The sequence below is a fragment of the Streptomyces sp. NPDC025638 genome (assembly GCF_055558775.1).
In genome coordinates this window covers 174,366-200,099 of sequence record NZ_JBVHLX010000013.1, presented here as the reverse complement: position 1 = coordinate 200,099, position 25,734 = coordinate 174,366, and the positions used below count along the sequence as shown (strand labels likewise).

Genomic DNA, 25,734 nt, shown 5'->3' with positions numbered 1-25,734 from the left:
GCCCATCCTGGCCCGTCGTGCTGGCGGACGGCGACATCGTCCTCCGGCCGATAAAGCTGCGCGACCAGCGGGCCTGGCGCGAGGTGAACCGGCGTAACCGGGACTGGCTGCGCCCCTGGGAGGCGACCATTCCGCCGCCCACGCCCAGCGGGCCGATAGCGCACCGGCCGACCTACCGGCAGATGGTCCGGCATCTGCGCTCCGAGGCGAACTCGGGCCGGATGCTGCCGTTCGTCATCGAATACCAGGGGCGGCTGGTCGGACAGTTGACGGTCGCCGGGATCACCTGGGGCTCGATGTGCTCGGGGCACGTCGGCTACTGGGTCGACGAGGCGGTGGCCGGCCGCGGGGTGATGCCGACGGCCGTGGCGCTCGTGGTGGACCACTGTTTCCGCGCCGTTGGTCTGCACCGCATCGAGGTCTGCATTCGCCCCGAGAACCGCCCGAGCCGCCGGGTCGTGGAGAAACTCGGATTCCGCGAGGAGGGCCTGCGCCCGCGTTATCTCCACATCGACGGAGCCTGGCGCGACCACCTCGTCTTCGCGCTCACCGCGGAAGAGGTGCCCGAAGGGTTGCTGAGCCGCTGGCAGCGGGCACGCTCTCAGGGCAGGTCGAACAGTGGGAGTGCGACGCGGAATCCGCAGAACACCCCTGGCAATCCCGCATAGCCCGGGAAATTGAATATTTGTTCGAAATTGATCGGTCGATGACCGTCTCGGAGTATTGAATTCGCGGCTCCGACGGCCTACTGATCGCATCGGTCACAAAAAAAGTTCGAAATATCAGCCAGATCGTGCGACACACCGGCCCAATTGGCAGATGGCCTCACGCAAACCCCTCTACCGTGTGAGACGTGAGCAGCAGCGGCCTCATCTACGCAGTCATTGTCGGGGCCTGGGCCGCCTACTTGGTGCCGATGTGGCTCCGTAGGCAGGACGAGCTGAACGAGGCCCGTCCGACGGAACGCTTCAGCACCGCCATCCGGCTGCTGTCCGGACGGGCGGGGATGGAGCGCCGGTACGCCAAGGACCTGCGGGCGCGCTCCGCCCAGGAGGGGGAGCCCAGCGCCGGCGACCCGGACGCCGTCACCGACTCGGTGGACGTCCGGGCCTTTGCCATGCGCCCGACCCGCCGTCAGGTACGGGCGGACGTCGGGCCGGAGACATCGGAGCGCCCGGAAGCGGCGCGCGGCCAAGCGACCGGGCCGGTCCCGAAGTCCGGCTCCGCGCCCGCGCGTCAGCAGGGATCCGCGCCCAAGTCGGCGCCCAAGTCACCTTCTCCTTCCGCGTCCGCGCCGAAGTCCCCTTCCGCGCAGAAGCGGGTGCCCGTCGCGCGGCGTTCGCCCTCGGCCCAGGCGGCCGCGGCACGCGCCCAGCGCTCGAAGGCACTTGCGCGTCGCCGGCGCACCACGGTGATGCTCTTCCTCGCCTTCACGCTCGGCGCCATCGTCGCGGCCGTCGGCGGGCTCGCGTTCCTGTGGGCGCCCGCCGTGCCCGCCATACTGCTCAGCTCGTACATCGCGTATCTGCGCAGCCAGGAACGCCGCCGCTTCGCCTACCAGATGGACCGGCGCCAGGCCGAGGCCGCGGCCGCGCGGCTGCGGGAGCGCGCACGCCAGCCGCGGCGGCGCGCGCCCCTGGACGCGGGCGCGTCCGCCGACGAACCGGACGAGGGACCAGCGACCGAGACCGACACCGGCATGTCCGCCCTCGCCGCCGACCGTCGCGCCCTCGTGGAGCAGACCGACCACGCGGAGTGGGTCGACCAGCAGCGTGAGCGCCAGCGCCGGCCCGGGCACGGCGACAGCTGGGACCCGGTTCCGGTGCCGCTGCCGACGTATGTGACCGCGCCGGTCGCGCCGCGGGCCACGTCCGACGTGGACCTGGAGGCGCCCGACGCGTGGAGTTCGGCGCGGTCCAGCTCCGTCGCGCCGGAGCAGGAGGTGAAGCCGGACGCCACGACGCCGGAACCCGAGCCCGTGGCCGAGGACAAGCCGGCCGCGGACGAGCGCGGTGACGCACGGCGCCGTGCCGCCTCCGCCCGCCGCGCGCGCGAACGCGGCCGCACGCCGCTCTTCGACCAGTACGAGGACGGCGACCGCCCGCGCGCGGCCAACGAGTGATGCCCGTCACCCCGTGGGAGCCCGCCCTGACCAGTCAGGGAACGGATTTCCAAGCACCCCGATCGGGGTGCTAAAGTTTCATTCGTTGCAAGGGCCTGTGGCGCAGTCCGGTAGCGCACCTCGTTCGCATCGAGGGGGCCAGGGGTTCAAATCCCCTCAGGTCCACGCAGCATGAAGCCCCGATCGGCGAAAGCCGACCGGGGCTTCATCGTGTTCACAGCGGCTTCGCGTAGCAGCGGCTCGACTCGTAGTGGCGGTAGTAGCCGAACTTGGTGCAGGGCTCATAACCGCTGGAGATGTAGAGGGCGATGGCCTCCGGCTGCTTGGTGCCCGTCTCCAGGACCATCCGGGCGCGGCCGGCCGCGCGGGCGTCCTCCTCCAGGGCGGCCAGCATGCGGCGGGCCAGGCCGCGCCCGCGCATCTCCTCGACCACGTACATGCGCTTGAGTTCGGCGTCGCCGTCCTCGTGGCCCTCGCCGTTCTCGTCCTGGCTGCGCCAGCCGCCGGTGGCCACGGGGCGGCCGCCCTCGTCGTACGCGATCAGGTAGACGCCGCTGGGCGGCTCGAAGTCCGACGCGTCCAGGGTGGTGGCGTCACCGCCGTCGCCGTAGCGCACGTGGTACTCGGCCTGGACCTCGTCGTTGAGCTTGACGGCGTCGGGGTGGTCGAAGGGGACGGGACGTATATTCATGCCGGGAATCGTACAATCATGCAGAGGGAGACCCGGTGGAATACCGGACCTCGTCCAGTGTGCCGGTATCGTGCCCGGGTGCTGACTGTGACCTCGGTGAATGTGAACGGGTTGCGGGCCGCCGCGAAGAAGGGCTTCGTGGAATGGCTCGCGGAGACCTCCGCGGATGTGCTCTGCCTCCAGGAGGTGCGCGCGGAGCCGCAGCAGCTGCCCGAGGGCGTGCGCCTGCCCGACGGCTGGCACGTCGTACACGCCCCGGCCGCCGCCAAGGGCCGCGCGGGCGTCTCCCTCTACACACGGCGCGAACCCGACCGCATCCAGGTGGGCTTCGGATCGGCCGAGTTCGACGGCAGCGGCCGCTATGTCGAGGCCGACCTGCCCGGCGTCACCGTCGCCTCCCTCTACCTCCCCTCCGGGGAGGTCGGCACCGAGCGGCAGGACGAGAAGGTCCGCTTCATGGACGAGTTCCTCGCCCACCTGAAGGGGCTGCGCGAGCGCGCCGCCGCCGACGGCCGCGAGGTACTGGTCTGCGGCGACTGGAACATCGCCCACCACAACGCCGACCTCAAGAACTGGCGCGCCAACACCAAGAACTCGGGCTTCCTGCCTCAGGAGCGGGAGTGGCTCGGCAGAGTCCTCGACCCGGCCGACGGCGGCTACACGGACGTGGTGCGCACCCTGCACCCGGACGCCGAGGGGCCGTACACATGGTGGTCGTACCGGGGGCGGGCCTTCGACAACGATTCGGGTTGGCGGATCGACTACCACGTCTCGACGCCCGGGCTCGCGGCCAAGGCCGTCAAGGGCTTCGTCGAGCGGGCGGCCACGCACGCCGAACGGTGGTCCGACCATGCGCCGGTGACCGTCGTGTACGACCGCTGAGCGCCTCTCGCGCTCAGTCCCGCTTCCGCAGTCGCCGGTCCAGTGCCAGGGACAGTTCCGCCTCCACCACGCTGCGGGCCAGGGGGCGCAGGCGTTCCAGGTCCTCCTCGGGGCCGTGGCGGAGGATGACCTCGGTGAAGAGTTCGGCCAGGGCGTCCGCGTGTTCGCGTACGCGCTTGGCCGCCGTCAGGACCTCGGCGAGCGGGATGCCCTCGCGGACCAGGGCCGCGGACACGTCCAGCAGGCGGCGGCTGATGTGGACGATCTCGTCGCCGTCGGTGCCGAGGTAGCCGAGGTCCATGGCCGCGGCGAGGTTCTCGCGGGTGACCTCGCCCGCGAAGTGGTCGGCGAGTTCCTCGGGGGTCAGCCGGACCGGCTCCTCCTCGGTGGGGGCGCCGACGCCGAGCAGGTCGGCGACGTCCCGGCCGTGGTCGAAGGCCTCGGCGAGCTCCGCGATGCCGTTCAGGGTGTGGCCGCGTTCCAGCAGGGCCGAGATCGTGCGCAGGCGGGCCAGGTGGTGGTCGTCGTACCAGGCGATACGGCCCTCGCGGCGGGGCGGCGGGATCAGCTTGCGCTCGCGGTAGAAGCGCAGGGTGCGCACGGTGATGCCGGCCAGCTGTGCCAGCTCCTCCATGCGGTACTCGCGCTGCTCGCCGGGTCGTCCTCCGTCTTCAGCCACGCGTGCAGCCTATGTTGTACCGCGGGTAACTTCCTTCCCCCGACCCCTACCGCTCGGTACGGAGCTGCTCTACCCTCCCATTGCGCCAGTGTTCACTGGCATGGTTCAACGAGTCCGATGCGATGCCTGGAGGCTTCGGGATGGCCGAACACGAGCATGTACGGGTGGCGGTGATCGGGTCCGGCTTCGGCGGGCTGGGTGCGGCCGTACGGCTGCGCCGCGAGGGGATCACCGACTTCGTGGTCCTTGAGCGGGCGGACAGCGTCGGCGGCACCTGGCGGGACAACAGCTACCCCGGGTGCGCCTGCGACGTACCGTCCCACCTGTACTCCTTCTCCTTCGCGCCCAACCCCGACTGGCCGCGCACCTTCTCCGGCCAGGAGCACATCCGCGCCTACCTGGAGCATGTCACCGACGTCCTCGGTCTCAGGCCGCACCTCCGCTTCGGCGCCGAGGTGAAGCTGATGACCTGGGACCCGGAACAGCTGCGCTGGGACATCGAGACCACGAACGGCTCGCTGAGCGCCGACATCGTCGTCTCCGCCACCGGGCCGCTGTCCGACCCGAAGATCCCGGACATCCCGGGCCTGGAGTCCTTCCCGGGCAAGGTCTTCCACTCGGCCCGCTGGGACCACGACTACGACCTGAGCGGCAAGCGGGTCGCGATGGTCGGCACGGGGGCGTCCGCCATCCAGATCGTGCCGGCCATCCAGCCGCGGGTCGCCAAGCTCACCCTCTTCCAGCGCACCCCGCCCTGGGTCATGCCCCGCATGGACCGCGCCATCAGCGGCGCCGAGCGCCGGCTCCACCGCGCCCTGCCCTTCACCACGCAGCTGCGCCGCGGACTGCTGTGGGGCATCCGGGAGTTGCAGGTCCAGGCCTTCACCAAGCACCCCGACGAGCTGGGCTTCGTCGAGCAGTTGGCACGGCGCAACATCGCCCGCGCCATCAAGGACCCGGCCCTGCGCGCCAAGCTCACCCCGGACTACCGCATCGGCTGCAAGCGGATCCTGCTGTCCAGCACGTACTACCCGACGCTGGTGAAGCCCAATGTGGACGTCGTCGCCAGTGGGCTGAGCGAGATCCGCGGGTCGACCGTGGTCGCCGCCGACGGCAGTGCGGCCGAGGTCGACGCGATCGTCTTCGGTACGGGCTTCCACGTCACCGACATGCCGATCGCCGAGCGGGTCGTCGGGGCGGAGGGCAGGACCCTCGCCGAGAGCTGGAAGAACGGGATGCAGGCCCTGCGCGGGGCGTCCGCGGCCGGTTTCCCCAACTGGATGACGGTCATCGGGCCCAACACCGGGCTCGGGAACTCCTCCATGATCCTGATGATCGAGTCCCAGCTGAACTACATGGCCGACTACGTACGGCAGCTCGACGTCCTCGGCGGCCGCGCCGCCCTCGACGCCCGCCCCGGCGCCGTGGAGGCCTGGAACCGCATGGTGCAGGAGCGCATGAAGCGCACGGTCTGGAACACCGGTGGCTGCACCAGCTGGTACCTGGACGCGAGCGGTCGCAACACCACCATCTGGCCCGGTACGACGACGGAGTTCCGCAAGGCGACCCGTCGGGTGGACCTGGCGGAGTACGAGCTGCTGCGGGTGCCGGGGCGCACGGCTGCGACGCAGGACGTGACGCAGGCGGAGGTGGCCTCATGAGCCGACTCACACATGTGGCCACCGGCCCCTACGCCCCGCCCGCCCCCGCGCGCGAACTCACGGTGGTCTCCGCCGACGGCGCCCGTCTGCACGTCGAGGTGCACGGGCCCGAGGGCGCGCCGCCCGTCGTCCTCGCCCACGGCTGGACCTGCTCGACCGCCTTCTGGGCGGCGCAGATCCGGGACCTGGCCGCGGACCACCGGGTCATCGCGTACGACCAGCGGGGACACGGGCGCAGCCCCGCGAGCCCCGCCTGCACGACCGACGCGCTGGCGGACGACCTGGAGGCGGTGCTCGCGCAGACGCTCGCGCCCGGGGAGCGGGCCGTGATCGCCGGCCACTCCATGGGCGGGATGACGGTGATGGCCGCGTCCGCGCGCCCCCGCTTCCAGGAGCACGCGGCCGCCGTACTGCTGTGCAGCACGGGCAGTTCGAAACTGGTCGCGCAGGCACGCGTCGTACCGCTGCGCGCCGGGCGCACACGCACTTGGCTCACGGCGCACATCCTGGGTTCGCGCGCCCCGCTCGGTCCGGTCACTCCGCTCGCGAAGCGGATCCTCAAGTACGCCACGATGGGCGCCGGTTCCGCCCCGCACATGGTGGAGGCGTGCGCACACATCGTGCACGCCTGCCCGCGCGCGGTGCGCCACGCCTGGTCGCAGGTGCTGGAGCGGCTCGACCTCGACCACGGCGTACGGGAGTTGCGGGTCCCCACGGCGGTGGTCGCCGGCACCGAGGACCGGCTCACCCCGCCGGCGCACGCCCGTTTCCTGGCCGCCGAGCTGCCGGACTGTGTCGGCCTCACCGAGCTGCCCGGGCTCGGCCACATGACCCCGGTGGAGGCGCCCGAGCTGGTCACCGGGAAGATCCGGGAACTCGTCACCACGTACGTACACGTCAAGGAGGGCGCATGAGCAGGGTGAGCCTGGAGGGCCAGGTCGCGGTCGTCACCGGAGCCGCGCGCGGCGTCGGCGAGCTGCTCGCGCGCAAGCTCTCGGCGCGCGGTGCCAAGGTGGCGCTGGTCGGGCTGGAGGCGGACGCGCTCAAGGAGGTGTCCGGCAGGCTGCACAGCGACAGCGACCACTGGTACGCCGACGTCACCGACCACGAGGCGATGGCGCGGGTGGCCCGGGAGGTCAAGGAGCGCTTCGGCAAGGTCGACATCGTGATCGCCAACGCCGGGGTCGCGAGCGGCGGGCCGTTCACGGACTCCGATCCCGAGGCCTGGCGGCGGGTGATCGAGGTGAATCTGATCGGCTCGGCGGTGACGGGCCGCGCCTTCTTGCCGGTGCTTACTGAGAGCCGCGGCTATCTGCTGCAGATCGCCTCGCTCGCCGCGATCACCCCGGCGCCGATGATGACGGCGTACTGCGCGTCCAAGTCCGGCGTGGAGGCGTACGCGCACTGTCTGCGCGCCGAGGTCGGCCACCAGGGCGTGAAGGTCGGTGTCGCGTATCTGTCGTGGACCGACACGGACATGGTGCGCGGTGCCGACCAGGACGACGTCATGCGGGAGTTGCGGCAGCGGCTGCCGTGGCCGTCCAACAAGACGTACCCGCTGGGCCCCGCGGTGGACCGGATCGTCGCCGGCATCGAGCGGCGCTCCGCCCATGTGTACGGGCAGTGGTGGCTGCGCGGGATGCAGGGCGTGCGCGGCTATCTGCCGGCGCTCATCGGGACGGTGGGACAGCGCGAGATGCGCCGCTTCGCGCCCCGGCTCCAGGGGATGCGGACGGGGCTGGTAGGTGCGGGCGGGGAGGCCGACGAGCGCGAGCGGTCCGCCCGGCACGAATGAGCGCGCCCGCGCCCGGCCAAGTCGGCCGCTACGCACCGTGACTGATCGACATGCGCAGTGTGTCCACCCGTGTGAATCTGGTCGGGGCCCAACCAAAGGGCCCAAACCCCTCACCCTCCACGGGAGTGAACCCACATGGGTATGAAGGACCAGTTCCAGGACAAGTCCCAGGGCAAGCAGAAGGGCGCCCAGCGCGGCCAGCAGCAGCCCCAGCGTGGCCAGCAGCAGCCGCAGCGTGGCCAGCAGCAGCCGCAGCGCGGTCAGCAGCAGCCGCAGCGCGGCCCGCAGCAGGCCGAGCGTGGTCGCCAGAACGTGCGGGACACCGACGAGTCCGAGCACGACATGCGTGACCGCATGGACATGGACTACGACGCCTGACGTCGCAGGTCCGGTGGAAGGGGTGCCCCGCGCGGGGCACCCCTTCTCATGTCCGTGGCGGTGTCCTTCTCATGTCCGCGGCGGTGTCCGTGGCGGCAGCTTCGGCCGCGAGCGGTCCGGTACGTCGCTGTAGTCGGGCGGGGCCGCCGCCGGGTGGGTGGTCAGCAGGTCCAGGGCGAGCTGCACCGCGTCGTCCATCTCGACATGGCGGCCCTCCGCCCAGTCCAGCGGCGTGCGCAGGATGTCCAGGTCGGGGGCGACGCCGTGGTTCTCCACGGACCAGCCGTAGGCGTCGAACCAGGCCGCGTTCATCGGCACCGTGATCACCGTGCCGTCGCCCAGCCGGTGCCGCCCGGTCATGCCGACCACCCCGCCCCAGGTGCGCTGGCCCACCACCGGCCCGAGCTTGAGCAGTTTGAAGGCCGCCGTGATCATGTCGCCGTCGGAGGAGGTCGCCTCGTCGGCGAGGGCGACGATGGGGCCGCGGGGCGCGTTCGAGGCGTACGACACGGGCTGGGCGTTGCGGGTCAGGTCCCAGCCGAGGATGGTCCGGGTGAGCTTCTCGACGACAAGCTCGCTGATGTGCCCGCCCGCGTTGCCGCGCACGTCCACGATCAGCACGGGCCGGGAGACCTCCATGCGCAGATCACGGTTGAACTGGGCCCAGCCCGAGCCGCCCAGGTCGGGGATGTGCAGATAGCCGCACCTGCCTCCGCTCAACTCCCGGGTGACCTCGCGGCGTTTGGCCACCCAGTCCTGGTAGCGCAGCGGCCGCTCGTCGATCAGGGGCACGACGGCGACCCGCCGCGGCGGGCCCGTCTCGCCCTCGGCCGGGGCGAAGGTCAGCTCCACCGTCGTACCGCCCGAACCCGCCAGCAGCGGATAGGGACCCGTCACCGGGTCCACCGGCCGGCCGTCCACGTGGGTGAGCACGGCGCCCTCGCGGATGCCCGTGCCGGCCAGCGGGGAGCGGGCCTTGGAGTCGGAGGAGTCGCCGGGCAGGATCCGCTTGACCGTCCAACGGCCGTCCCGGCACACCAGGTTGGCGCCCAGCAGGCCCTGGAAGCGCTGGTAGTGCGCCGGTCCCTCGTTGCGGCGGGCGGGGGTGACATAGGCGTGGGAGGTGCCCAGCTCGCCCAGTACCTCGCGCAGCAGATCGGCGAACTCGTCGGGGGAGGCGACCCGTTCGACCAGCGGCCGGTACTGGTCGAGGACCGCGTCCCAGTCGATGCCGCACATGTGCGGCTCCCAGAAGTAGTCCCGGATGAGCCGGCCGGCCTCCGCGTAGGCCTGGCGCCACTCGGCGGGCGGGTCGACCTCGTGCAGGATGCGGCGCAGGTCGATCCAGGTCGTGGTGTCGCCGTCGCCGGGCTCGGTCGCCGGGACGGCCCGCAGGTCGCCTTCGTCCATGAGCACCAGCCGGGTGCCGTCGCCGCTCACCGAGAACCAGTCGAGGTGGTCGACGAGTTGGGACTTCTTCGCCTTGGTGAGGTTGAAGTACTCCAGCGTGGGCCGCTCACTGGGGTCGTTGGGGTTCGCGAACGTCTCGCCGAGCGCGCCCGAGATCGGCCAGCGCAGCCAGACCAGGCCGCCGCCGGAGACCGGCAGCAGCCCGGAGTACTTGGAGGCGGAGACCGGGAACGGGGTGACCCTGTTCTCCAGCCCCTCGACCTCCACGGTCACCGCGCCGCCCTCGCCGGTCTCCTCGTCCTCCACGGGGTCCAGGCCCCCGGCGGCGGGCCGGCCCTCGGGGTTCAGGGCGAAGGGGGAGGGGGTGGCCGAGGACAGCGGGACCAGGTACGGGCGGCAGCCGAGCGGGAAGGACAGATCGCCGGTGTGGACGTCGTACACCGGGTCGAAGCCGCGCCAGGACAGGAACGCCAGATAGCGGCCGTCCCGGGTGAAGACGGGGTTCTCGTCCTCGAAGCGGCCGTTGGTCACGTCGACGACCGGTTGGTCCGCCTGCCCGGGGCCGGAGATCCGGGCCATCTTGATCTGCCGGAGCGAGCGGCCGATCCCCGGATGCGACCAGGTCAGCCAGGAGCCGTCCGGCGAGAAGGCCAGGTCCCGGACCGGGCCGTTGATGGACCGGATCAGCTCGGTCACCTCGCCGTCCGTGTCCTCGCCCGTGTCGATCAGCAGCAGCCGTCCGTCGTGGGCGGCGACGGCGAGGCGTTCGCCCAGCGGGTCCGAGGCCAGTTCCAGGACCCTGCCCAGCTCGCCGGAGGCCAGTCGGCGCGGCGCGCGGTCGCCGCTGGCGCGGGGCAGCTGGGAGATCTCGATCGCGTCCTCGCCCGCGGCGTCCGTGACGTAGGCGATCTGCCCGGTCGAGCCCAGCATCACCGGGAGCCGGACCCGTACGCCCGGCGTGTCCGAGATGGTGCGCGCGGGGCCGTCGCGGTGGGTGAGCCAGTACAGGCTGCCGCGGACCACGACGGCGCTGGCCCGGCCGGTCTCGTCGACCGAGATGCCGTCCACGTGCCGAGCGGCCGGCACCTGGTACCTGCGGCGTCCCGCGCGCGCTCCGGACAGGCGCACATCGAGCCGGTGCGGCACCGAGTCCGCCGACAGGTCGTCCACCAGCCACAGGTCGCCCGCGCACTGGTACACCACCCGCGTGCCGTCGCTGGCGGCGTGCCGGGCGTAGAAGGCGTCGTGGTCGGTGTGGCGGCGCAGGTCGGAGCCGTCGTAGGCGCAGGAGTAGAGGTTGCCGATGCCCTCGTGGTCGGAGAGGAAGGCGATCCGGCCGCCGACGAACATGGGGCAGTCCAGATGGCCGCCGATGCCGGCGAGCAGCCGCTGCCCGTGCAGCCACAGCCGGCCCATGGCGCCGCCCCGGTACCGCTTCCAGGCGGCCGGTTCATGCGGTGGGGTGCCGGTCAGGAGCAGGGTCCGGTGCCCCTCGTCGAGGTCGGCGACCTGGATGTCGGCGACCGGGCCCCAGGGGAGCTTGCGGCCGGGATCGCCGTCGGTGGAGACCTTGTAGGCCCAGGTGAAGTACGAGAAGGGCTGGCTGTGGGAGGCGACGGCGAGGATCTCCGGCCCGCCGTTCTCGGCAGGCGTCCAGCCGCACACCCGGGTGTCCGCGCTTCCCCAGTACGTCAGCTGCCGGCCCGGCCCGCCCTCCACGCCGATCACGTGGATCTCGGGCACCAGGCTGCGCCAGCTCGTGTACGCGATCGTCCGCCCGTCGGGCGAGAAGCGGGGGTGGCCGGTCTTGGTGCGGTCCACCGTGAGCCGCCAGGCGCGGCCCGGGGAGCCGAGGGGGGCCAGCCAGAGGTCGTCCTCGGCCACGAAGCACAGCAGTTCGCCGCTGAGGTGCGGCAGGCGCAGATAGCTCACCTCCCCATGCTTTTCCGGGGGATGGAGCGGAGCAACTTGTGAAAATTCCGGGCGTTCGACCAGGGCGTGACCGAGGACACGTACGAAACGGTTTCGTTTCGCATGGAGGGTGCGCTACATTCGTCACGTACGAAACCGTGTCGTTCGGAGTGGGAAGGTGGGAACGATGACCGAGGTCGCCACGGCGCGCCGCAGTCGTATCACCCCCGAGCGTGAGGCCGAGTTGTACGAGGCCGTGCTCGACCTGCTCCGCGAAGTCGGCTACGACGCCCTCACCATGGACGCCGTGGCCGCCCGCACCCGGTCCAGCAAGGCGACGCTCTACCGCCAGTGGGGCGGCAAGGCCGAGCTGGTGGCGAAGGCCGTGCGGCACAGCAAGCCGGGCGGCTCGGCCGACGAGGTCGACACCGGGTCGCTCCAGGGCGATCTGCACGCCCTCACGCTGCGTTCGGACGACTGCGAGATGGAGCAGAGCTCCGCGCTGATGCGGGGTCTGGCCATGGCGGTGCACGGCAACCCGGACCTCCTGCAGGCGTTCCGGGAGCACCTCATCGAGCCGGAGATGGCGGAGTTCCGTCGCGTGATCCAGCGGGCGGTCGACCGGGGAGAGGTCCGTGCGGACAACCCGGCGATCGGGTTCGTGATGCACATGATGATCGGCGGGTTCGCCGCCCGCGCGATGATCGACGAGCAGCCGCCGACGCAGTCGTTCCTCCTCTCGTACATCGACGCCGTGGTCCTCCCCGCCCTCGGCGTTCCCACCGACTGACAAGTCCCCTCAGCCCCACCTGACGTCACCGCTCACGTCGTCGGGCCGATCACCCCTGCCACCCACGGGGTTGGTCACCCCTGCCCTGAACACCCCACGACTGACCGGGAGTACGACCTCGTGGCCACGTTCCTCTACAAACTGGGCCGACTCGCCTTCAGGCGACGGCACTTCGTCGCCCTCATATGGGTGGCGCTGCTGACGCTGGCGGGCGTCGGGGCAGCGAGTGCCCCCGCGGCCGGCAACACCTCCTTCTCCGTGCCCGGCACCGAGGCCCAGAAGGCTTTCGACCTGCTGGAACAGCGCTTCCCCGGGATGAGCGCCGACGGCGCCACCGCGCGCGTCGTCTTCAAGGCGCCGAGCGGCGAGAAGATGACCGCCGCCGCCAACAAGAAGATCGTGAAGAAGACGGTCGCGGAGCTGAAGGACGGCTCCGAGGTCGCCTCCGTCGCCGACCCGTACCAGGCCAGGGCCGTCAGCAAGAACGGCACGGTCGCCTACGCGTCGGTCAAGTACAAGGTCTCCGGCATGGAGCTCAAGGACTCCACGCGCGAGGCACTCAAGGAGGCCGCGCAGGACGCGCGGGACGCCGGGCTGACCGTCGAGGTCGGCGGTGACGCCCTCAACACGACTCCCGAGACGGGCGCCACCGAGGTCATCGGCATCGCGATCGCCGCGGTCGTCCTCGTCATCACCTTCGGCTCGCTGCTCGCGGCCGGACTGCCGCTCGTCACCGCCCTGATCGGCGTCGGGATCGGCGTCTCCACCATCGCCGCGCTCGCCAACGCGCTGGACCTCGGCTCCACCACGTCCACCCTGGCCTCGATGATCGGCCTCGCCGTCGGCATCGACTACGCGCTGTTCATCGTCTCCCGCTACCGCGCCGAACTGGCCGAGGGCCGCGAGCGCGAGGAAGCCGCCGGGCGGGCCGCCGGCACCGCGGGCTCCGCGGTGGTCTTCGCCGGTCTGACCGTGGTGATCGCCCTGGTCGGCCTGTCCGTGGTCAACATCCCGATGCTGACCAAGATGGGCGTCGCCGCCGCGGGCACGGTCGCCATCGCGGTCCTGATCGCGCTCACCCTGATCCCGGCACTGCTCGGCTACGCGGGGCGCAAGGTGCGCCCGGCGGGCGAGAAGAGCAAGCTGCTCGGCGGCGGGCGGGGGCCCAAGCACCCCCACAAGGCCGGCCGGCCGAACATGGGCACGCGCTGGGCGAGCTTCGTCGTACGCCGCCCGGTCGCCGTCCTCCTGCTGGGCGTCGTCGGCCTCGGTGCCGCGGCCGTCCCCGCCGCCTCCCTGGAACTGGGCCTGCCCGACGACGGCTCCCAGCCGACCTCGACGACGCAGCGCCGCGCCTACGACCTGCTCTCCGAGGGCTTCGGCCCCGGCTTCAACGGCCCCCTGATGCTGGTGGTCGACGCCAAGGACAGCGACCACCCCAAGGCCGCCTTCAAGGAGGTCGGCAAGGAGATCAAGGGCCTCAAGGACGTCGTGACGGTGACCCCGGCCGTGCCCAACAAGGCCGGCGACACCGCGACGATCACCGTGATCCCCAACTCCAAGCCGTCCTCGACGACCACCGAGGAACTGGTGCACGCGATCCGTGACAAGGGCACGGAGATCAAGGCGGACACGGACGCGCAGGTCCTGGTCACCGGCTCGACGGCGATGAACATCGACACGTCGCAGAAGCTGAACGACGCGCTGGTCCCGTATCTGGCCCTGGTCGTCGGCCTGGCCTTCCTCCTCCTGATCCTCGTCTTCCGCTCGATCCTGGTCCCCCTGAAGGCGGCCCTCGGCTTCCTGCTGAGCGTGCTGGCGGCCCTCGGCGCCGTCGTCGCGGTCTTCCAGTGGGGCTGGCTGTCCGGCCTGATGGGCGTCGAGCAGACCGGACCGATCATGTCGATGATGCCGATCTTCATGGTCGGCGTGGTCTTCGGCCTCGCCATGGACTACGAGGTGTTCCTCGTGACCCGGATGCGGGAGGCGTACGTCCACGGGGAGAAGCCGAGCCAGGCCGTGGTGACCGGCTTCAGGCACGGCGCCCGCGTGGTGACCGCCGCCGCGGTGATCATGATCGCCGTCTTCTCCGGCTTCATCGGCTCCAGCGAGTCGATGATCAAGATGATCGGCTTCGGCCTGGCGATCGCGGTGTTCTTCGACGCCTTCATCGTCCGGATGGCGATCGTCCCGGCGGTGCTCGCGCTGCTCGGCAAGAAGGCCTGGTGGCTGCCGAAGTGGCTGGACCGCGCCCTGCCCAACGTGGACGTCGAGGGCGAGGGCCTGCGCGCCCACGACGGCGACCGCCCCCGGGACGGGGACGCGGACCGGGAGCTGGTGCACGCCTGACGCGCCGCTTCCACTGAAGGACCGGCCGGCGAGGGATCCGTGGGGACGGGGCGCTCTCGCCGGCCTCTTCATGCGGGAAACCCGGTCGTTCACGCGGGGAACCCGGTCGCTCATGCGAGGAAACCAGGTCGCCTGCCCCGTACACGTACCGCTAGCGTGCCCGCATGACGACGACAGCCGCCACTGACGCCGACGCCGAGGGCTCCGGAGCCCACCCCCGCTTCGCCGCGGCCCTGGAGGAACTGGGCCTCGGGGAACTCCATTCCCGGATCAGACGCTTCCCGGACGCGACCCGCACCGCCGCCGAGGCCGCCGCGGCCATCGGCTGCGAGCTGAGCCAGATCTGCAAGTCGCTGATCTTCGCGGCATGGGGGTCCCCCCTGCTCGAGCGAAGCCGAGAGCTTGGGGGAGGGGTGCCGGTCCTCGTCCTCATGGACGGGGCGTCCCGGGTGGACGTGGAGCGGGTGCGGGAGGAACTGGAGGCCGAGGCCGTCACCCGGGCCAAGGCCGATGTCGTACGGGAGACGACCGGGTACGCGATCGGGGGTGTGCCGCCCTTCGGGCACCGGACCCGCACCCGGGTGCTCGCCGACCGGTCGCTGCTGGAACACGACCTCGTGTGGGCCGCCGCCGGGACCCCGCACGCGGTCTTCCCCATGGAGCCGAAGACGCTGATCGCCCACGCGGGCGGCACCCTGGTGGACGTGCGCGAGCGCACCTCGTGACACCGCTGGTCACCGCGGCCGTGCTGCTCGCCGCGGTCACGCACGCCAGCTGGAACGCGATCGCCCACCGGATCACCGACAAGCTCGTCGGCTTCACCCTGATTCTGGCCGGCGGTGTCCTCATCGGACTGGCCCTGGCGCCGTTCACGGCGTTCCCCGCGGCCGCGGCATGGCCGTACCTGTTCTGCTCCGCGGCCATCCACCTGGTGTACGTCGTCCTGCTGATGGCGTCCTTCCGGCTCGGCGACTTCGGGCAGGCCTACCCCATCGCGCGCGGCACCGCCCCGCTGGTCGTCACCGTCTTCGCGGCCGTCTTCGCCCACGAGGTGCCCGACCGCTGGGCCGCCACCGGTGTCGCCCTGTCCTGCGCCGGACTCACCGGTGTCGCCCTGTGGGGGCTGCGCGGGCGTCGGCCGAACTGGGCCGCGATCGGGGCGGCCCTCGCGACGGGGCTGTCCATCGCCTCGTACACCGTCGTCGACGGGCTCGGCGTGCGCGCCTCGGGGTCCCCGGTCGGGTACACCGCCTGGCTGATGGCGGTCCAGGGCGTGGTGATCCCGGCGTACGCCGTCCGGCGCCGGCGCGGGGAGACGGTCGCCCTGCTGCGTCCGTTCGCCGCCCTCGGGCTGTTCGGCGCGTTTCTCTCCGTCTCCGCGTACGGGCTGGTGCTGTGGGCGCAGACCCGAGCCGAACTGGCGCCGATCGCGGCCCTGCGGGAGTCGTCAGTCAACTCTTGCTGATGCGGCAATAACGCGGCTGTTCGAGGAGCTGATGAGATCGCTTTCGGCGCATCGGGCTGGTTGCCCGTGGGCATGCGCTGGCTGATCGCGCGACTGGCGGGCGGATTTGGGTATCGAGGTTGGCGCTGACGGCACGAGTCGCGGGGTGGTCTTCGCCGAGTAGGCGCACGCAACTGGTGAGGGTTTGTTCGTACTGAGGGATGGCCCGGCCGGGGTCCCCCGCATCTCGGAAGGCGAGCTGGCGCCCCATCAGAGATGCAATGACACCACCTGCAACCCCGGAGAGTCTCGCCGAACCGGCCGTGGAGTCGATCCGTGGGCCACGGCCGCGTGGGATGCGGCGCACTTGGGCGATGGCCAAGGGTCCTACGGAATGAACAAGTCCGCCAGATAGGTCGGTTTGGTCTCTATCTCCGCATAGCGACCGGTCTCCTTCGACCAAGCGACGTTCCCAGCGGTGAGCGCGTTGAAGTCCCTGACACAGCGCAGCGCCTCGTCGACGACGTCGTCGGCGAGGCCGGAACGTGTCAGCCGCCCGGGCAGGACCTGTTCGAGATCAAGGATGCGCTGGACGTATCCGGCCTGCATCATGGCCACTCGCTCCGCCGCTTCCTGGAGGCTGCACCGGTGATGATGGCAGATCACCGTGACGGCGTTGAACGCATAGTCATGGGCGAGCTCTTTGGGCAGCGAGTAGAGATCGTTGATGCAAGCATTCGCATAGATCACTGCCTCTCGCATGTCGGCGAAGGCCGGGTTGGCATGTAGTTGGTCGGGCAGGTCCACACCGGTGCCGATTTCCATCAGGTCGAGGACGGCGTCGAATGCGAACGAGGCGCGGCGGTGCGCGAGGTATTGCTGCAGGCCGGGTACACGCCCTTGCTCCCTATGGATCATATCGGCCCGGTAGCTGTCGAAATACCACAACAGGTGTGGGATAAATCGGCGCTGCCATACGGAAGAACGGACATCCGTCGTACGGCGCCACAGATCCGCCAAGGAACGCGCCAGCCGCCCAGCCGTAACATTTCCATCGAATACGGCGAACAACGGCCCGAACGCCTCCCGCCACCGCTCGGGCCGGTAACCGCGCACCGGGTCGTCGTCGAACTGGTCGTCCAACTGGAAGAGCCACGCGTTCCACTGGGTGATCAGCGTCAGTGCCTCCTGTGAAGCGTTCGGGCACAGCCACGCGGTGAGTCGGTCCACACGAGTGCGCTGTACATGCCGACGCGCCTCCTCGGTGGGCACCAGGCCGAACTCGTCCAGCCACGCCTCAGCCGCCGCAGCAGCCTTCTGGAGTTCCGGATTGAGCGCTGCCGGTACGGGTATGTAGAGGTCCGGAATCCGGAAATTGTCCATACGTCAGCTCGCTTCTCGGTAATCCTCTGTCATTCGCGACATCCAGCGATATTGCCGATGCGGCATGCCAAAGCCCGCACGGAGCATGACCAGGCAGTCCCAGCCACCGACGTAAATTACCCTGCCTGTCGATGGCGTTCGACCAAGGTCTCGTTTCTTTGGCCCTCATTGCCCTGCGCAGGGAAGCACCATAGACCGGGCAAATTCGGTTGGCCGCCAATACAAGTACCCGGCGATCCAAGCCTGTTGAGAACAGGCTGGGTCAGGACCGAGTCAGCTGCGGCGGCCGGGCCTGTTCAGACGAGCCAGGAGCAGAGCGACGTCGTCGCCCAAGCCGTGAGCCTTCTGCGTACCGGCAAGGAGGTCGTCGACAACGGTCTCCAGGTCCGCCGTGGGAGCCCCTCGCAGACCGCGGAGAAACCTCTCGATGCCCTGGTCGATGTCCTTGTTCACGGCCTCGAGCAGGCCGTCGGTGGTCAGCGCGAGCACGCTACCGGGAGCGATACGCAGGCGGGTGGTCGGGTAGCGCTGGTCCCGGTCGATCCCCAGAGGGAGACCGCCTGGGACCTCCAGGAGGCGCGGCGGCTTGCGGGGCGTGATCAGCGCTGGGGCCGGATGGCCCGCCCGGCACACTCGGAGCGTTCCGTCGGACGGGTTGAGTGCGATGTAGCAGCATGTGGCGAACAGGGCCCTGTCCGGGTCGGTGTTCAGTTCGGCCAGCAGGCGGTTGGTGCGTTCCAGGACGGCCGCAGGCGTGTGTCCTTCGTTCGCGTAGGCGTGTACGGCGGTACGCAGTCGCCCCATGAGAGACGCGGCGTGAACGCTGTGCCCCTGCACATCTCCTATGACCAGAGCCACGCCGCCGTCGGGCAGGCTGATGGCGTCGTACCAGTCGCCACCGATCCACATGCCGGAGGTGGCGGCTTGGTAGCGGGCGGCGATGGTCACACCCGGCACCGTGAGCGGCCCGCGCGGCAGCATGCCGCGCTGGAGCTCGGTGGCGAGTGCGTGTTCCGACTCGTACATGCCGGCTCGCTCCAGTGACTGGGCGAGCAGTCCCATGGCGGCGACCAGGAGGGCCCGTTCCTCGGGCAGAAATTCTTGCGGCTCGGGGAAACCGACAAGGCCGGAACTGACACGGCCGCGCGAGTCCGTGAGCGGCAGTACCGCCCACGCCTGTGGGGCCGACTGCGCGAGCGGTGCCAGGTGCGGATAACCGTTGATCAGCGCGTCCGCGGAGCCGATGAGAACGGGCGCCCTACGGTCGAGCGACTCCTCCACGAGTGTGCGGGCTGTAGCGTCGAGGACTCGCAGGGAGTCCCCGCCCTGCTCGTCGTCGGCGCACGAGGCGACGACGGTCAACCGGTTTCCCTCCGGGGCGATCACCGCCAGGGCGTCCGCTCCGAAGGTACGCAGTCCTGCCTGTGCGGCGGCCATGATGTCCTTGACCGTCACCGCGGCGGCCAGAGCCGCAGTCAGCTCCCGCATCCAGCGGTCACGGGTGGCGCGCTCGTACAACCGCCGCTTCTCCGCCTCGTGGCGTTCATGGACGGCCGTGGTGTCCATGACCACTCCGACCATGCGGGCCGGCAGCCCGTCGGCGCCGGGCAGGACACGGCCCCGGGCTTCCAGGGACCGGTGCTGGTCGTCGTCGGAAGTGACCCGGTACTCGATCTGGTAGTTGCCGCAGGATTCCGCTATCAGGCCCAAGGCATCGCGTACATCGGCCAGATCGGACTCGTGTACTGCGGCCAGGAAGCTCGAGATGTCCGACGGGCCGTTCTCGGGCATGCCGTGCAGCGCGAGGGTGAGTGGATCGCAGCTCACCTCGCCCGTGGCGATCTCCCAGCAGAAGAAGCCCGCCTGCACGATGCTCGCGCTGGCCTGGAAGGCGCCGGGATTGGACTCATCCTCCCCTACGGCAGTACTCACCGGCCCGACGTCTTTCACTAGGTCTCCCTGCCGTGGCGTGAACTACTTCCCCCGAGGGATCAACGGCGCTCAACCGGATGGGCCACGCACTGTAGTGGGTGACCGATGGAAACCAGCCAGTGGGGGCGACTGGAGAGCCTACGGGACTGCGACACCATTCCTTCCTAGAGACGAACGGGGCTCTCGCAGCGGAGTGTGCTCCCGCTCTTCCAGGGAAGATCGCCTGACCGATCCGACTGTGGCCGGATCGTGCGCATGGTAGTGACTTTCCGGATCTTGCGCTAGACACCCACCCGGCAGACCGCGTCGGCCGGGCATGCGAAGACGTTCCTCCGCCCGGACCATGCCGGTCGCTGAACGCGCGGCACCGGTGGGCTGTCGGCGCGCCGTTCCCGGGTGCCATGAGCGGTGGTCTTGTCCAGGCCGAGCGCACCGACGGCCTGGCTCGGGGCCGTCGCGGCGGCCACTCCGCTGAGTGCGCTGCCCGGCTCACCCGCCGGCCCGGTCCAGGGCACTCTGCAGGGACTGCTTGTAGCCCGCGCTGGTGTACGTGGCGCCGGACACCGTGTCGATGTCCGCGCTCTGCGCCTGCAGCGTCTCCTGATTGAGCTTGGGGACGGCCGTGGAGTTGATGTCCTTGCTGCGCGCCGTCTCGTCGGGAGACTGGACGGCGTTCGCCCCGGTGATCTTGCTGCCGGTGAGGGTGATCCGCACCTGGACCGGGCCGTACTTCGTCTGGGCCGTGGCGCCGGTGACGGTACGAGTGGTGGGGGCGGCCGAGGTGGTCTTCGGGGCGGAGGGGGCGCTGCTGGTTCTCGTGGGGGCGGCCGATGCCGCGTGCGACGTGCTCGCGGAGGGGGAAGAGGACGTGGTGTGCTTCTTCTTCGGGGCATTCGACGGCGACGGTGACGCGGACACGGAGTGCGAGGACACCGACGGGGACGGGGACACGGCGGCGTTCGACGTCGTCGCGGGCTCGGCCTGTGCCAGCGAGGGGTCAGTGGTCGGCTTGAGCGCGAGCAGCAGCACAATGCCGGAGACGGTGCCGACGGTGGCCAGCAGCGCGTGACGGAACGGATGCCTCTTCCTCATGAGAGTCCCAGCGCGTCAGGGGTATGGAATGTCACCGCTCCGCCTCAGAACTCGAAGGACTCGTGGTGGATGCGGCGGTGCGGCACCCCTGCCTCGCGGAGTGCGGCGTAGGACTCCTCGGCCAGTCCCGGAGGACCGCACAGGTACACGTCGTGACGGGCGATGTCCGGCAGGATCCTGCGCAGCATCTTCGCGGTGATCGCGGGTCGTCGCCCGTCCGGGCTGTTGACCGCGTACAGCAGCTGGGCCCCGCGTTCGTCCGCGATCTCCTCCAGTTCGTCCCGCAACGCCAGTTCCTCGGCCGTGCGGGCCCTGTAGAGGAGCGTCAGGTCGCCGGGTGCGCCGGGCAGCGTCTCGAACAGGGCCCGCAGGGGTGTGATGCCGGCGCCGCCCGCGAGCAGGAGTACCTTGCCGCGGCTGCGGCGGGCCGCGGTCATCGCCCCGTACGGGCCTTCCGCCCACACGTGCGTGCCCGGCCGCAGCCTGGCGAGCGCCGCGCTGTGCCCGCCGACGGCCTTGACGGTGATCCGCAGCAGGTCCGGGCGGGGCGGGGCCGAGAGCGAGTACGGGTTGGCGCTCCACCGCAGCCCCCTGGTGAGGAACCGCCAGCGGAAGAACTGCCCCGCCTCGGCGCCCACCCGGTGCAGCCGCCGGCCCCGGATCAGCACGGAGACCACGCCCGGAGCCTCCTGCACGACCGACTCGACCCGCATGCGGTGCCGGAGGTTGAGCCGCACCGGGGTGAGTACGCGATACCAGAGGAGCAGGGCGCCGACGGTGATGTACAGGGCGTACCAGGCGGTACGGGCGGTGGGGTCGCCGACGAACTCGTCGCCCGTGGCGAGTTGGTGCCAGAAGGCGAGATAGACGGCGGCGTAGGTGAGCAGGTGCAGGTAGTACCAGAGCTCATAGCGCATACGGCGCCGTACGGCACCGGCGGACACGAAGCCGACGAGGAGGAGCATGAGCGTGCCGACGGTCGCCTCGATCATGTGCGGGTAGTCGGTGATGAGGGAGACCATCTGCGCCACTATGCCGGTGCCCGCCTGCAGCGCGTATCCGTACAGGATCAGCACGATGTGGGCGAGGGTCAGGGTCAGGGCGTAGCGGCCGCTTCTCGCGTGCCAGCGCACCACGCGGTCCGACCCGACCCGGCGTTCCAGGGCCGGGACACGCGCCATCTGGGCGATCACCAGGGCGATCGCATAGCCGGCGAGCAGTCCGGTGATCCGGCCCGCGTTCACCAGCCGGTCGGCGGTGGTCGCGGCGACGGCCGGGGTGTTGTGCCACCACAGCCACAGCACGGCGGCTGCTCCCGCCCAGGAGAGCGCCAGCAGGGGTGCCGCGGGGGACCGCCGGGGCCGGATCCGACGCATGGCCTGCCGTCTTCCCGCCCGGCTGTGCTGGATGGTCGTCAAGGCTGGACTTCCCTTTGCTGGCCTTCGCTCCCGGGGCACCGTACAGCGGACGGATGGCTGAAAACCATCGGTTGGGCGGGAGGAACAGGCGGACGCACTTCCCCTCAGCCACCTAGTCCAGCGCACCGACGGGGCTTGGCGTCACACCCCCGTGGCACGGTGGTGGCCTGGGCTGTTTCGGACACACCCGCGGTACGACTGTGGCTAGACTCGCCGCCCATGCAAGAGCTCGGCAGGAAGATAAACCAGCATAAAACGCTTCGCCGTTCGGCGGGCGTCGACGCCTTCGACCAGCGCGGGAGGACCGCGTGGCGCGCGGTCGGCTTCGCCCCCCGCACCGCCGGATCCACGCGCGGCTGGCGCACTCCGGCGGTCGGGCTCGAAGCGGCCACTTCCGTCACCGGCACCGGCCGAACAGGCCCCGACTGTTCTGTGATTAACGTCACCCCGGGGATGGCTGCGTGAGTCGCTCGGCACGACGCCGGCACGCCCGTTCCCGCGAGCCCCGCGGTCACTGGCGGCTGCTGGCCCTGACCCTGCCCGTCGTCCTCGCCGCCCTTCTCTTCGAGGGCTGGACCATTCATGAGGTCGACGCCGCCAAGTCGCGGATCCCCTGTACCAGGCCCGTACCCAAGGCCGTGGACGGGAATGGGCCGGTCCTGCGCCGTATCAGCGGGGACGACGTCGAGTCCTCGGCCATGCCCGCCCGTACCGTCGCGCTCACCTTCGACGGCGGCCCCGACCCCGTGTGGACCCCGCGCATCCTCGATCTGCTGCGCAAGCATCATGCGCACGCGACCTTCTTCCTGTTCGGTGCGCGGGCGGCCCGCCATCCGGAGCTGGTGCGGCGGATCCTCGACGAGGGCCACGAGGTCGGCTCGAACACGTACACAGGGGCAGACCTCGGTTCTTCGTCGCGCGTGCGCGCCGCGATGGAGCTGACGCTCACCCAGAAGACCCTCGCCGGTTCGGCGGGCATCCGCACCAGCCTCCTGCGGATGCCGCTGACCACCCAGGTGGACACGTTGTGCGGCGCCGAGTGGACGGCGGCCCGGAGCGCCGCCGCGGACGGCTACGTGCTGGTCGCTGCCAACCGTCCCGACCGCGATCCGGCGTACGGCATGGTCCGCCAGTTCAGCCAGACGGACCTGGCGTACCAGGAAACGAAGGACCTGCTCGGCAACCGGCACGTCAAGCGGTTCACCACCGTCACGGACGCGCTCGGCATGCCCTCGGCCGACACCCGGGTCTCCACCGCCGAACGGTGGGAGGGCAAGGCGTTGATCTGGGCCACGACCGCCGGTCACGCGTTCACGAACGCCATGACCTGGGTGCTGCTCGCGCTGGGCGTCCTAGGCGTACTGCGCCTTCTTATGCTGATCATCTTCGCCCGAGCCCATGTCCGCCGCCTGACCCGCTTCCGCCCCGGCGCGCCCTGGCTGCGGGAGGTCGATGCACCCGTGACGGTGCTGGTCCCGGCGTACAACGAAGAGGCGGGCATCGAGTCCACCGTCCACTCGCTGCTCGCGTCCACGCACCCGCACCTTGAGGTCATCGTCATCGACGACGGCTCGACCGACCGGACCGCGGACCTCGCGACCTGGATCAACGACCCCCGGGTGCGGGTGATCCGGCAGCCCAACTCGGGCAAGGCCGCCGCGCTCAACACCGGTCTGGCGCACGCCTCGTGCGACATCGTCGTGATGGTCGACGCCGACACCGTCTTCGAGCCCGACGCGCTGTACCGGCTCATCCAGCCCCTCGCACACCCGGCCGTCGGCGCGGTCAGCGGCAACACCAAGGTGGGCAACCGGCACGGACTGCTGGGCAGATGGCAGCACCTGGAGTACGTCTTCGGCTTCAATCTCGACCGGCGGATGTTCGAGGTGCTGGAGTGCATGCCGACGGTTCCGGGAGCCATCGGTGCCTTCCGCCGGGACGCGCTGATGGGCGTCGGCGGGGTCAGCGAGGACACCCTCGCCGAAGACACCGACCTCACGATGGCGCTGTGGCGGGCCGGCTGGCGGGTGGTCTACGAGGAGTCGGCCGTCGCCTGGACCGAAGTGCCCACTTCACTGCGGCAGTTGTGGCGGCAGCGCTACCGCTGGTGCTACGGCACCCTCCAGGCGATGTGGAAGCACCGCGGAGCCGTCCTCGAAGTGGGCACCGCCGGACGCTTCGCGCGTCGCGGACTGACATACCTGACCATCTTTCAGGTGTGCCTGCCGCTGATCGCCCCGGTCGTCGACCTGTTCGCGCTGTACGGGGCGTTCTTCAGCGATCCCATGCAGTCGCTGGGCATATGGCTCGGCTTCCTCACCGTCCAACTGCTCTGCGCCGGTTACGCGTTGAGACTCGACGGGGAGAAGCTGCGGGCCCTGTGGTCGATGCCGTTCCAGCTCTTCGTCTACCGGCAGCTGATGTATCTGGTCGTCATCCAGTCCGTGTTCGCCCTGCTCCGCGGTACCCGGCTGAAGTGGCACCGCATGCAGCGCGCGGGTACCGCCGCCACGGAGCAGCTGAGACAGCCGATCGCCGCACGGGAGTTGTCATCGAGGTGATCAGGGGGGTGAAATCCATGAGCGACTGGAACAGGAACGGGGAGACACCGGCACCCCGAGTGATCACGGGGCACGTCGTCGCACAGACGGAGGAGACACGGCCGTACGAGAAACACGTCCCGAGCCCGTACGAGGAAACCGCCTGGCCCCCGTCCAAGGGGCGGACCGGCGGTGGTCACACTCGCAGCACGCGCGCCCCCCGGGTGCGCCCCAGCCGGCGCCGCCGTATCGCGCGCCTGCTGGCGCTGCTGCTCTGCGCGCTGCTCCTGGCCGGCGGCGGCACGTACGCCTGGGCCGACTTCGAGCTCGACCGGGCGGTCGACCTCGGCGAGGTCGGGGACCGTCCGCCGCAGGGGAAGGGCACCACGTACCTCATCGTGGGCTCCGACAGCCGTGACGGCCTGTCCGAGCAGGCCAGGAAGGATCTGCACGCCGGCGGTGGTGGCGGCGGCCGTACCGACTCGATGATGCTCCTGCACACCGGTACCCACGGCACCACGTTGGTGAGCCTGCCGCGCGACTCGTGGGTGACCCTCCCGTCGTACCTCGACCCCGACACCGGAAAGCGGCACCGCCCGGCGAAGAGTAAGCTGAACGCGGCCTACTCCCTGGGCGGCGCGCGGCTGCTCGTGCGGACCATCGAGCTCAACACGGGCGTCCGTATCGACCACTACGCGGAGATCGGCTTCGGCGGCTTCGTCGGTGTCGTGAACGCCGTCGGCGGCGTGGACATGTGCGTGGACCGGAGCATCAAGGACGAGAAGTCGGGGCTCGACCTGACGAAGGGCTGCCACACCCTGGACGGCGCCCAGGCACTCGCGTTCGTCCGCCAGCGGCATCAGGAGGCCCAGGGCGACCTGGGGCGTAGCAGAAATCAGCAGAAGTTCCTCGCCGCGCTCGCCCACAAGGCGGCCACACCGGGCACCGCGCTCAATCCGTTCCGGGCCTATCCCCTGCTGGGCGCGGCGCTGAACACCCTGGTGGTGGACAAGGACATGCAACTGCGCACCCTTGCCTCGCTGTTCGAGGCGATGAGGAGCGTCTCGTCCGGAGGCGGCAGGCAGCTCAACGTCCCCGTGGCCGACCTGCGAATCAGCACGTCGAAGGGCAGCGTCGTGAAGTGGGACGCGGCGAAAGCGAAGGAGTTGTTCACCGAGCTGAGGAACGACCGGCCGGTGACCATCGAGGAGAAGAACCAACCGGCCGACGGATGAGCCCCGCGCCGCGCATCTGCTG

Annotated in this window: 21 protein-coding genes and 1 tRNA gene; 15 read left to right on the top strand and 7 right to left on the bottom strand. The window is 70.4% G+C overall.

The features are described from left to right. The first annotated feature begins 17 nt into the window (after positions 1-17). The 3 genes from ACZ4EG_RS31020 (at position 18) to ACZ4EG_RS31010 (ending at position 2,287) form a co-directional block, all read left to right on the top strand. Entirely contained in the window at positions 18-668 is a 651-nt protein-coding gene (locus ACZ4EG_RS31020) for a GNAT family N-acetyltransferase (RefSeq protein WP_453555253.1), read from the top strand. 185 nt (positions 669-853) lie between these two features. Further along, a complete protein-coding gene (sepX, locus tag ACZ4EG_RS31015) occupies positions 854-2,122 on the top strand; it encodes a divisome protein SepX/GlpR (RefSeq protein WP_467792895.1) in 1,269 nt (422 codons plus the stop codon). A gap of 91 nt (positions 2,123-2,213) precedes the next feature. Further along, positions 2,214-2,287 (top strand) — tRNA-Ala (locus ACZ4EG_RS31010). Positions 2,288-2,336: 49 nt separating this feature from the next. Here ACZ4EG_RS31010 and ACZ4EG_RS31005 read toward each other — a convergent pair. After that, positions 2,337-2,813 carry a GNAT family N-acetyltransferase gene (locus ACZ4EG_RS31005; RefSeq protein WP_363302186.1) on the bottom strand — a complete coding sequence of 159 codons (477 nt, stop codon included), beginning with the start codon at positions 2,811-2,813 and terminating at the stop codon, positions 2,337-2,339. Between the two features lie 78 nt (positions 2,814-2,891). On the opposite strand from ACZ4EG_RS31005, the gene ACZ4EG_RS31000 reads away from it, so the two are divergent. Further along, positions 2,892-3,695, top strand: coding sequence for an exodeoxyribonuclease III (locus ACZ4EG_RS31000; RefSeq protein ID WP_467792894.1), 804 nt, complete (start codon positions 2,892-2,894; stop codon positions 3,693-3,695). A gap of 13 nt (positions 3,696-3,708) precedes the next feature. Here the strand turns inward: ACZ4EG_RS31000 and ACZ4EG_RS30995 are convergent, their stop codons facing one another. Beyond that, the gene (locus ACZ4EG_RS30995) at positions 3,709-4,329 is read right to left on the bottom strand and encodes a MerR family transcriptional regulator (RefSeq protein WP_453555363.1); all 621 of its coding nucleotides are present in this window, start codon (positions 4,327-4,329) and stop codon (positions 3,709-3,711) included. A gap of 185 nt (positions 4,330-4,514) precedes the next feature. Between ACZ4EG_RS30995 and ACZ4EG_RS30990 the strand changes: the two genes are divergently transcribed. The 4 genes from ACZ4EG_RS30990 (at position 4,515) to ACZ4EG_RS30975 (ending at position 8,208) form a co-directional block, all read left to right on the top strand. Further along, positions 4,515-6,035: a flavin-containing monooxygenase gene (locus ACZ4EG_RS30990; RefSeq protein WP_467792893.1), complete on the top strand. Its 1,521-nt coding sequence runs from the start codon at positions 4,515-4,517 to the stop codon at positions 6,033-6,035. Then, complete coding sequence (locus ACZ4EG_RS30985; RefSeq protein ID WP_467792892.1) at positions 6,032-6,949, top strand: alpha/beta fold hydrolase; 918 nt, start codon at positions 6,032-6,034, stop codon at positions 6,947-6,949. Before ACZ4EG_RS30990 ends, ACZ4EG_RS30985 begins: the two co-directional genes overlap by 4 nt. Continuing rightward, positions 6,946-7,830 (top strand): SDR family oxidoreductase, encoded by an 885-nt coding sequence (locus tag ACZ4EG_RS30980; protein ID WP_467792891.1) that lies wholly within the window; start codon positions 6,946-6,948, stop codon positions 7,828-7,830. The genes ACZ4EG_RS30985 and ACZ4EG_RS30980 overlap by 4 nt, the downstream gene beginning before the upstream one ends. 135 nt (positions 7,831-7,965) lie before the next feature. After that, positions 7,966-8,208: a hypothetical protein gene (locus ACZ4EG_RS30975; RefSeq protein ID WP_453555239.1), complete on the top strand. Its 243-nt coding sequence runs from the start codon at positions 7,966-7,968 to the stop codon at positions 8,206-8,208. 69 nt (positions 8,209-8,277) lie between these two features. Here the strand turns inward: ACZ4EG_RS30975 and ACZ4EG_RS30970 are convergent, their stop codons facing one another. Next, positions 8,278-11,550: a S41 family peptidase gene (locus ACZ4EG_RS30970; protein ID WP_467792890.1), complete on the bottom strand. Its 3,273-nt coding sequence runs from the start codon at positions 11,548-11,550 to the stop codon at positions 8,278-8,280. Positions 11,551-11,716: 166 nt separating this feature from the next. Between ACZ4EG_RS30970 and ACZ4EG_RS30965 the strand changes: the two genes are divergently transcribed. The 4 genes from ACZ4EG_RS30965 to ACZ4EG_RS30950 all read left to right on the top strand — a co-directional run bounded on the left by ACZ4EG_RS30965 (position 11,717) and on the right by ACZ4EG_RS30950 (position 16,133). Continuing rightward, positions 11,717-12,319 (top strand): TetR/AcrR family transcriptional regulator, encoded by a 603-nt coding sequence (locus ACZ4EG_RS30965; protein WP_390709860.1) that lies wholly within the window; start codon positions 11,717-11,719, stop codon positions 12,317-12,319. 120 nt (positions 12,320-12,439) lie between these two features. Continuing rightward, positions 12,440-14,668, top strand: coding sequence for an MMPL family transporter (locus ACZ4EG_RS30960; RefSeq protein ID WP_467792889.1), 2,229 nt, complete (start codon positions 12,440-12,442; stop codon positions 14,666-14,668). A 164-nt stretch (positions 14,669-14,832) separates the two neighbouring features. After that, positions 14,833-15,393 (top strand): YbaK/EbsC family protein, encoded by a 561-nt coding sequence (locus ACZ4EG_RS30955; protein ID WP_467792888.1) that lies wholly within the window; start codon positions 14,833-14,835, stop codon positions 15,391-15,393. Then, the gene (locus ACZ4EG_RS30950) at positions 15,390-16,133 is read left to right on the top strand and encodes an EamA family transporter (RefSeq protein WP_467792887.1); all 744 of its coding nucleotides are present in this window, start codon (positions 15,390-15,392) and stop codon (positions 16,131-16,133) included. The genes ACZ4EG_RS30955 and ACZ4EG_RS30950 overlap by 4 nt, the downstream gene beginning before the upstream one ends. Positions 16,134-16,499: 366 nt before the next feature. On the opposite strand, the gene ACZ4EG_RS30945 is transcribed toward ACZ4EG_RS30950, so the two are convergent. From ACZ4EG_RS30945 to ACZ4EG_RS30930, 4 genes are all read right to left on the bottom strand, one after another. Beyond that, a complete protein-coding gene (locus tag ACZ4EG_RS30945) occupies positions 16,500-17,495 on the bottom strand; it encodes a terpene synthase family protein (protein ID WP_467792886.1) in 996 nt (331 codons plus the stop codon). 273 nt (positions 17,496-17,768) lie between these two features. Beyond that, on the bottom strand, positions 17,769-19,427 hold the full coding sequence (locus ACZ4EG_RS30940; protein WP_467792885.1) for a PP2C family protein-serine/threonine phosphatase: 1,659 nt from the start codon (positions 19,425-19,427) through the stop codon (positions 17,769-17,771). Between the two features lie 489 nt (positions 19,428-19,916). Then, entirely contained in the window at positions 19,917-20,519 is a 603-nt protein-coding gene (locus ACZ4EG_RS30935; RefSeq protein WP_467792884.1) for an FMN-binding protein, read from the bottom strand. A 44-nt stretch (positions 20,520-20,563) separates the two neighbouring features. Next, positions 20,564-21,895, bottom strand: coding sequence for a ferredoxin reductase family protein (locus tag ACZ4EG_RS30930; protein WP_467793072.1), 1,332 nt, complete (start codon positions 21,893-21,895; stop codon positions 20,564-20,566). A 261-nt stretch (positions 21,896-22,156) separates the two neighbouring features. Here ACZ4EG_RS30930 and ACZ4EG_RS30925 point away from each other — a divergent pair, with 261 nt between their 5' ends. From ACZ4EG_RS30925 to ACZ4EG_RS30915, 3 genes are read left to right on the top strand one after another with little or no spacing between them, the layout of a single operon-like run. After that, complete coding sequence (locus ACZ4EG_RS30925; RefSeq protein ID WP_467792883.1) at positions 22,157-22,402, top strand: hypothetical protein; 246 nt, start codon at positions 22,157-22,159, stop codon at positions 22,400-22,402. Beyond that, entirely contained in the window at positions 22,399-24,498 is a 2,100-nt protein-coding gene (locus ACZ4EG_RS30920; protein ID WP_467792882.1) for a bifunctional polysaccharide deacetylase/glycosyltransferase family 2 protein, read from the top strand. Before ACZ4EG_RS30925 ends, ACZ4EG_RS30920 begins: the two co-directional genes overlap by 4 nt. Positions 24,499-24,515: 17 nt before the next feature. Then, entirely contained in the window at positions 24,516-25,712 is a 1,197-nt protein-coding gene (locus ACZ4EG_RS30915) for an LCP family protein (RefSeq protein ID WP_467792881.1), read from the top strand. Positions 25,713-25,734 lie beyond the last annotated feature (22 nt).

Coding starts and splice junctions, on each gene's coding strand:
- ACZ4EG_RS31005 (WP_363302186.1), bottom strand. CDS start 2,813: ATGAATATACGTCCCGTCCCCTTCGACCACCCCGACGCCGTCAAGCTC.
- ACZ4EG_RS30995 (WP_453555363.1), bottom strand. CDS start 4,329: ATGGAGGAGCTGGCACAGCTGGCCGGCATCACCGTGCGCACCCTGCGC.
- ACZ4EG_RS30990 (WP_467792893.1), top strand. CDS start 4,515: ATGGCCGAACACGAGCATGTACGGGTGGCGGTGATCGGGTCCGGCTTC.
- ACZ4EG_RS30985 (WP_467792892.1), top strand. CDS start 6,032: ATGAGCCGACTCACACATGTGGCCACCGGCCCCTACGCCCCGCCCGCC.
- ACZ4EG_RS30980 (WP_467792891.1), top strand. CDS start 6,946: ATGAGCAGGGTGAGCCTGGAGGGCCAGGTCGCGGTCGTCACCGGAGCC.
- ACZ4EG_RS30975 (WP_453555239.1), top strand. CDS start 7,966: ATGGGTATGAAGGACCAGTTCCAGGACAAGTCCCAGGGCAAGCAGAAG.
- ACZ4EG_RS30965 (WP_390709860.1), top strand. CDS start 11,717: ATGACCGAGGTCGCCACGGCGCGCCGCAGTCGTATCACCCCCGAGCGT.
- ACZ4EG_RS30955 (WP_467792888.1), top strand. CDS start 14,833: ATGACGACGACAGCCGCCACTGACGCCGACGCCGAGGGCTCCGGAGCC.
- ACZ4EG_RS30945 (WP_467792886.1), bottom strand. CDS start 17,495: ATGGACAATTTCCGGATTCCGGACCTCTACATACCCGTACCGGCAGCG.
- ACZ4EG_RS30935 (WP_467792884.1), bottom strand. CDS start 20,519: ATGAGGAAGAGGCATCCGTTCCGTCACGCGCTGCTGGCCACCGTCGGC.
- ACZ4EG_RS30930 (WP_467793072.1), bottom strand. CDS start 21,895: ATGCGTCGGATCCGGCCCCGGCGGTCCCCCGCGGCACCCCTGCTGGCG.
- ACZ4EG_RS30925 (WP_467792883.1), top strand. CDS start 22,157: ATGCAAGAGCTCGGCAGGAAGATAAACCAGCATAAAACGCTTCGCCGT.
- ACZ4EG_RS30915 (WP_467792881.1), top strand. CDS start 24,516: ATGAGCGACTGGAACAGGAACGGGGAGACACCGGCACCCCGAGTGATC.